This window comes from Chitinophaga sp. (assembly GCF_039596155.1).
GTDB lineage: Bacteria > Bacteroidota > Bacteroidia > Chitinophagales > Chitinophagaceae > Chitinophaga.
Genome location: NZ_JBCNKF010000048.1, coordinates 36,418 through 42,682 on the forward strand (window position 1 = coordinate 36,418; position 6,265 = coordinate 42,682).

The window sequence follows — 6,265 nt, forward strand, 5'->3', positions numbered from 1 at the left end:
AAAGGTTTGTTAACAATGGATACAGTACACCTTATTAACCTTCCAGATGGATAGAGAAAACGATCATGCGGGACTTCAGGGATTGAATCACGTTGGAGTAGCGTAGATTCTTGTCTTTCACCTGCATATTGGAGAGACCATTACTGATCTTAAACTCCGGGGAGAAGATGAAGCTGGGGAAGTAAAACTCAAAACCAGCGCCGGCTTCGTAGCCATAGTCACCAGCTTTGATCTTTACCAGGTCTTCTGCACGACGGGCGCGGGCATTGGAAGCCAGGTCATAGTCGTATTTCAGGCCAGCGATCACGTATACGCGCATATTATCGATGCGGTCGGATTTGAACTTCACCTGTAATGGGAATTGCAGGAGGATGGATTCGATATTTTTAGTGGTTTCCCGGGAAGGGAAGTTTTCGCGGTAGTATAAGTTTTTCGAGGCGAACGACAATTGCGGATTCAGGCGAAGGTCGAAATATTCGCTCAGGCGTACGTTGCCCAGCAAACCGAGGTTGAATCCATAGGTTTTGAGGGGCTCTACTACCATGATAGAGTCCTGATGGAGGAAGACTGCGTCGTGCAGCAATTTAAAATAAGAGTTGTTGGCCGCGAGCGTGATACCAAAGTAATAGGGTTTGGCATCATGTTCTTCCATATTCAGTACGGTTTGGGCATGGGCGCCCCTTGTATTACATAGGATAGCTAGTATCAGTACTAGCGCGAAGCGCAATAAATAGAGCTGATGCCGAATGTGAGTTTTTTGCATGTCACTGCTTGAAAGCCGGTATTAGTTAAAATATTACACATTTGCTGACCTTGTGGGAACGCTTTCACAGATTCCGGGAGGTAGCTGTAGGCTGCCTGGCTCTTTGCAATCCATTTTCCGATCAGCGGTGTAATATAGCGAAAATACAAATTATATAATTGTTTAATAGGAAAAACTGTTGGATTTGAGAATTCCAAAATCACCAATTTCCCGCCCGGCTTCAATACACGCAACATTTCCGCCAGTCCTTTTTCCAGATTCTCGAAGTTGCGAACACCGTATGCTACCGTTATTGCATCAAACGTATTATCAGGAAAACTTATTGTTTCGCTATCCCCCAGTTGCAGGGTAATTTTGTCAGAGAGGCCCAGGTTATTAATTTTTTCCCGGCCGAAAGAGAGCATACCTTCGGAGATATCGATACCGGTGATGGTATCCGGATGGAGGATCTTGTTGGCCATGATGGCAAAGTCTCCTGTACCGGTGGCCACGTCCAGCATCTTTTTAGGTTGGAGGGATTTCAGCAGTTTAAGGGCTTTTTTACGCCACATGATATCGATCCCGAGGGACATAAAGTGGTTCAAAAAGTCATAGCGGTGGGCAATATCATTGAACATTGTCGCTATTTGTTCCTTCTTGCTTAATTTTGACGCGGCAAACGGTACTACTTTCTTGTCTGACATAGCCCGCAAAGTTAGGGTGTTCTTGTTGATAAGTAAAATGCTAAAAATCATGTACGGGGCCAATTTTTTGTTTTTTGTGTAAAAAGTGTGACTTAAGCTTATGATTATAAAATCTGCAGAGTATTTAATTAGTAATGTTGACTGGGATAAATGTCCCACTCCGAATCTGCCGGAGTATGCGTTCATTGGCAGGTCGAATGTGGGTAAGTCCTCGCTGATCAATATGTTAGCGAATAATGAGAAGTTAGCGAAGACTTCTGGTACGCCTGGTAAGACCCAGTTGATCAACCATTTTCTGATCAATAAGGATTGGTACCTGGTGGATTTGCCGGGATATGGGTTTGCAAAAGTGAGTCAATCACAGCGTAAGAGTTGGGAGCGGATGATTGAGGATTATTTGCGGAAGCGTCCGAACCTGGTGAATGTGTTTGTGTTGATTGACAGCAGGCATACGCCGCAGAAGCTGGACATTGATTTTATCAACCAGCTGGGCGAGTGGCAGATTCCGTTTAACCTGGTGTTTACGAAGGCGGATAAGAGTACGCAGGCGGAGACGAGTAAGAATGTAAAGGCGTTTTTGAATAAGCTGAGGGAGAATTGGGAGTTTTTGCCGGCAAATTTTGTGACAAGTACGGTGAAGAAGATGGGGCGTGATAAGATCCTGACTTTTATAGATGAGATGAATATGCAGTTCAGGGCGATTGCGTAGATGGAGATTTAAGGGGAGAGGAATGTATGATGAAGCAATTGGGTGTTGAAAAGAGCGGAGGTAATGGAACTATTCAATAGGTGGGGGATTGAGAAGAGCGGATGCGTGGGACCAGTCAGCAATTGGATATTGCAACAGCGGAGGTCATGGAACTGTTCAGTAGTTAGCTATTGAAAAGGAGGGGGAATGGGAATTGTCAGCAATTGGAGGTTAAAAAGAAGTGCTGACAGTTAAAGCTGGGTATCTGCTTATAAACCATTGCTATTAAAAAAAATACATACAATCCAGGTTATTCGCCTGAACTGTATGCAATATTATGTGAATAAGGAGCGCTGTTACAGTGCTCCTTTATTTTTTACCCTTACGTAAGTGGCTTTGATACCATCTGCAACGTGAACAGCAGATAGGTACAGTGTATCATTGGAAGAGCAGAAAGTACAACTGTAAATCCTGGGATTCCATGGATCTTTGTCAGAAACGAGATAAGGAAGACGTTCCGCTTTGAATGCCATGAGGAAAGATTCCCTGCTGATGAGGGTATCATGACGATAGGTGAGCATATTATTCCCACTAAAAGTAATGGTATTCAATGCGCTACTATCTATTTTGTTGAGATTCTTACCGGAAACGGTTTGTATCAGTCGCCAGCTACCCTGTAATTTGTTGGATGGGTTGTCTGCAAGATTCTCTTTTTTGCAGGCAAAGGTGGCTAATAACGCTATTAGTGTGACAGTGACAGATGTGGGTCTCATTTGATCCCTCGATTTAATTGTAGGTTGTTGTTATACTAGGTACCGTAAAAGGTACGAAGTTTTTTTGATAAAAACAGGACGCCGGTGGTGTGAAATTTTACGTGGTCGGGGAAGGGGAATAATTGATTTTCCGGCGCAGTTTTCAGCCATTAAAGGGGGATAGCTTCCCTGGATGTGCGGGCGCACATCCTAATCATATTGACAGTGGGTGGCGACGTCGTTTATCAGTTGACTACCTTATCGGCGCAGCAACTGCTGGCAAACGCGTCTGGCTTGGCTTTGAAGGCAAAGCCCATACCCAGTATGTAACCCATGGCTTCGCGTAAGGCGAGGTTACTTTTGAACTGGGGGTTGGTGTTGATGTCCGCGTGTACTTCCATGTCTACATCGTATTCGGTAAACATGTCACAGAGTTCGTAAGCGATTTCGATGCTTTTGGCTACTTCTATGAGCATGCGCTCTTTGATAGAGTAGACATCGCGGGTTTTTTCGTTGTGAATGAACATGAAACCTCCATGTCCTTCGCGCAGAAATACGATCACGGTTGCGAATTCTGTGTCGATACCTTTGACCTGGGAGTCAGTACCGATGCATACTTTGAGGTGAAAGCCTTTAGCGGTTTCGCGGATGATAGCCTGGCGGACTTCTTCCTTAATAGACAGTTGAATGGGTTCGCCGTTGAATCTTCTCCATTTCATGATATATATGATTAGAGTGAAAAGGCGGTATTGAAGGTAAAGCCAGTCGATGATGTAATGCCGTTCGGAGGGGGATATTAGGATATCCGAATATACAAATTTTTCTGATAGGTTGAGTATGGTGTATATACAAAAAGGAAAGGGTCAGCCTATGGCCGACCCTTTCCTTTCTGAAAAAAGCAATCAATATTGTCCGGTACTAAGGAGTACCAATGTGCAGGCTTCCATGGTATCAATCCCTTTGTCTTCCGCCATCTTCGCCAGTTCGTCATTCTCAGTGCCAGGATTGAAGATGATGCGTTTAGGGTGCAGATTCATAATGTAATCGTAATACTCCTTCTGGTTGCCAGGGTTCATGTAGAGGGTGACTGTATCCACATCATCCTGTGTAGCGTGATCGGTGGTAATGGGAATACTTCCGATCTGCGCGGCTCTTTTACCGATCGCTACTACCGGGTGCCCATGGGCCGCCAATCTGTTCACAGCCAGAAAGCTATATCTGTCAGGGTTAGGTGATGCACCTAACACCACTGTTTTTTTCTTGTCGCTCATACTTACCTGATTGCAAACTTTACACCAGAACACTAATGGAAGAGGTGATACCGACTTCCTGGCAGGGCATGTACAATGTTTTCAATGGCAGGTTTCAGATGGGGGTACTGAAACGTAAAACCAGCCTGCATAGCGCGGGTTGGGAGTACCCACCTGCTTTTCAGCAGCAGTTCTGTTTCAGTGCCAATGAGGCAGGCGCCGATCTTTAACATCCAGGCAGGTGCAGGCAGGCCAATGACATGCCCCGTTACCTGCCGTATTGTATGCATGAATTCACGGTTAGTGGTAGGATGGGGAGCACTGCAATTGAAGGTGCCGGATAGTGCTGGATTGTCATAAATCCATTCCATCATGCGGATAAGGTCTGTGACATGTACCCAGCTGAAGCGCTGGCTGCCCGGGCCCTGATGGCCGCCGAGGCCCAGTTTGGCCAGGTTCAGGAAGGGGAACATAACGCCGCCTTCTGAACCTAAAGTAATGGCGATGCGTAGGATGGCTTTGCGAACACCGGGAACGTGGGCGTTATTGAAGGATGCTTCCCATTTTTTGCAGACCTGGACGGAAAAGTCGTTGGCTATTTCGCCATTGAATTCATCCATGGGGCGATCTTCTGCATGGCGATAGATGGTGGCAGAGCCGGCGTTGATCCAGACTTTTGGAGGATGAGGGATGGACCGGATAGCGGCGGCAAGGATTTCGGTAGCGTTAATACGGCTGTCGAAGATGGCTTGTTTGTTTTTGGGGGTGTAGCGGCAGTTGACGGATTTGCCGGTGAGGTTGATGAGCAGATCGGCATTTTCAAGGTGGTGCGCCCAGGCCCCGAGCGTGGTGGCATCCCAGTGGGCATAAGTCACAGGCGCATGGGTATTGTTGATAACAGCTTCATTTTGGGCTGGGGAATTCCTGGTGAGGATGACGATGTTGTTGTCCTTTCCGAAATAATTGATCAGGGCTGTGCCAATGAAGCCTGTACCTCCTGCTATGATTATCTTTTTGTTTTTCATGTTCAGAACTTTCAGTAATTATTGAAAATTTTTTCGAAAAATAAAGGCGGGGGGCCGCCTTATGTTATATATTAATGAGATTTCTTTGGGATCATTGGATGAAAGGGCTCATTTAATTGAAGTGTGGGTTCGATTAAAGGAGCTGGTTCTTAAGAGGTTGAAAACCGGGTTGTATTTTGTTGATAGTGTGTTCAACTATTTAAACAGTTTCATATAGGTTGAAACCCAATTGCCTTTGTTTTAATGTGGGTTCAACTATTTGAACAGATTCGTACAGGGTAACCCCCAACTATCTTTGTTTTTAGTAGGTACAACTATTTAAAGAGTTTCAACAAGGTCGATGTAAACCAATTTTCATCTGCTTTCACAAATGTATTGAGGGCACCGTCTACCTGGTGAGCGAACCTGTTGATACCAGTGATGGATTCTTTAAAAGCCTTCACGTGTTTATCTTTTGGATCTCCTTCCAATTCCTGTAATTGCTCCAGCGATTTGAGAATGGGATCCAGTTCCCTGCGTTTTCTTTCCCTGGTGATTTCCCTGGCAACTTTGTAAATGTCTTTTTCGGCGGTGAAGTATTCCTTTCTTTCGCCTGGGACAAGTACGCGGTCTACGAGGCCCCAATTGATCAGTTCACGGACATTCATATTGGTGTTTCCCCTGGAAATGTTTAGCTCTGCCATGATTTCGTCTGCACTTAGTGGATCAGGCATGATCATCAGCAAAGCATGAATCTGGGCCATGGTGCGGTTGATGCCCCATTGCGCTCCGAGTGAGCCCCATGTTTGGATGAATTGTGCTTTTGCTTCGGCTAATTTCATTGCTTCCTAATTGATGGTATAAAGGTATATTATGTTTTTGAACTTTCAAAAGTTTGTGAAAAATGGTCAGTTTCGGAGGTATAGGTGGCGGGGGCTATGAAAGAAAGTTTTTGAGGTTGAGGAGATGTATGGGGCATTAGGTGGAATTCGAAGTAGTGGTAAAATAGGGTGTTTATTGGATGGAAGTTTTTGAGTTTGAGGAGATGTATGGGGCATTAGGTGGAATTCGAAGGAGTGGTAAAAAGGGTGTTTATTGGATGGAAGTTTTTGAGGTTGAGGAGAT

The 6,265-nt window shown here is 45.1% G+C and carries 8 protein-coding genes; 1 reads left to right on the forward strand and 7 read right to left on the reverse strand.

Features of this window, described 5'->3' with window-relative positions:
* Nucleotides 1-34: 34 nt before the first annotated feature.
* Nucleotides 35-652: an outer membrane beta-barrel protein gene (locus ABDW33_RS29755; RefSeq protein ID WP_343693740.1), complete on the reverse strand. Its 618-nt coding sequence runs from the start codon at nucleotides 650-652 to the stop codon at nucleotides 35-37.
* 59 nt (nucleotides 653-711) lie between these two features.
* Complete coding sequence (gene ubiE, locus ABDW33_RS29760; RefSeq protein WP_343693741.1) at nucleotides 712-1,446, reverse strand: bifunctional demethylmenaquinone methyltransferase/2-methoxy-6-polyprenyl-1,4-benzoquinol methylase UbiE; 735 nt, start codon at nucleotides 1,444-1,446, stop codon at nucleotides 712-714.
* A 100-nt stretch (nucleotides 1,447-1,546) separates the two neighbouring features.
* Here ubiE and yihA point away from each other — a divergent pair, with 100 nt between their 5' ends.
* The gene (gene yihA, locus ABDW33_RS29765; RefSeq protein ID WP_343693742.1) at nucleotides 1,547-2,155 is read left to right on the forward strand and encodes a ribosome biogenesis GTP-binding protein YihA/YsxC; all 609 of its coding nucleotides are present in this window, start codon (nucleotides 1,547-1,549) and stop codon (nucleotides 2,153-2,155) included.
* Nucleotides 2,156-2,490: 335 nt separating this feature from the next.
* Here yihA and ABDW33_RS29770 read toward each other — a convergent pair whose 3' ends face one another.
* The 5 genes from ABDW33_RS29770 to ABDW33_RS29790 form a co-directional block, all read right to left on the reverse strand.
* Nucleotides 2,491-2,907: a hypothetical protein gene (locus tag ABDW33_RS29770; protein ID WP_343693743.1), complete on the reverse strand. Its 417-nt coding sequence runs from the start codon at nucleotides 2,905-2,907 to the stop codon at nucleotides 2,491-2,493.
* 224 nt (nucleotides 2,908-3,131) lie between these two features.
* Complete coding sequence (locus tag ABDW33_RS29775) at nucleotides 3,132-3,605, reverse strand: ribonuclease H-like YkuK family protein (RefSeq protein ID WP_146965268.1); 474 nt, start codon at nucleotides 3,603-3,605, stop codon at nucleotides 3,132-3,134.
* A 183-nt stretch (nucleotides 3,606-3,788) separates the two neighbouring features.
* The gene (locus tag ABDW33_RS29780) at nucleotides 3,789-4,157 is read right to left on the reverse strand and encodes a CoA-binding protein (protein ID WP_343693744.1); all 369 of its coding nucleotides are present in this window, start codon (nucleotides 4,155-4,157) and stop codon (nucleotides 3,789-3,791) included.
* A gap of 32 nt (nucleotides 4,158-4,189) precedes the next feature.
* Nucleotides 4,190-5,161 carry a TIGR01777 family oxidoreductase gene (locus ABDW33_RS29785; RefSeq protein WP_343693745.1) on the reverse strand — a complete coding sequence of 324 codons (972 nt, stop codon included), beginning with the start codon at nucleotides 5,159-5,161 and terminating at the stop codon, nucleotides 4,190-4,192.
* Between the two features lie 314 nt (nucleotides 5,162-5,475).
* Nucleotides 5,476-5,982, reverse strand: coding sequence for a MarR family transcriptional regulator (locus tag ABDW33_RS29790; RefSeq protein ID WP_343693746.1), 507 nt, complete (start codon nucleotides 5,980-5,982; stop codon nucleotides 5,476-5,478).
* Nucleotides 5,983-6,265 lie beyond the last annotated feature (283 nt).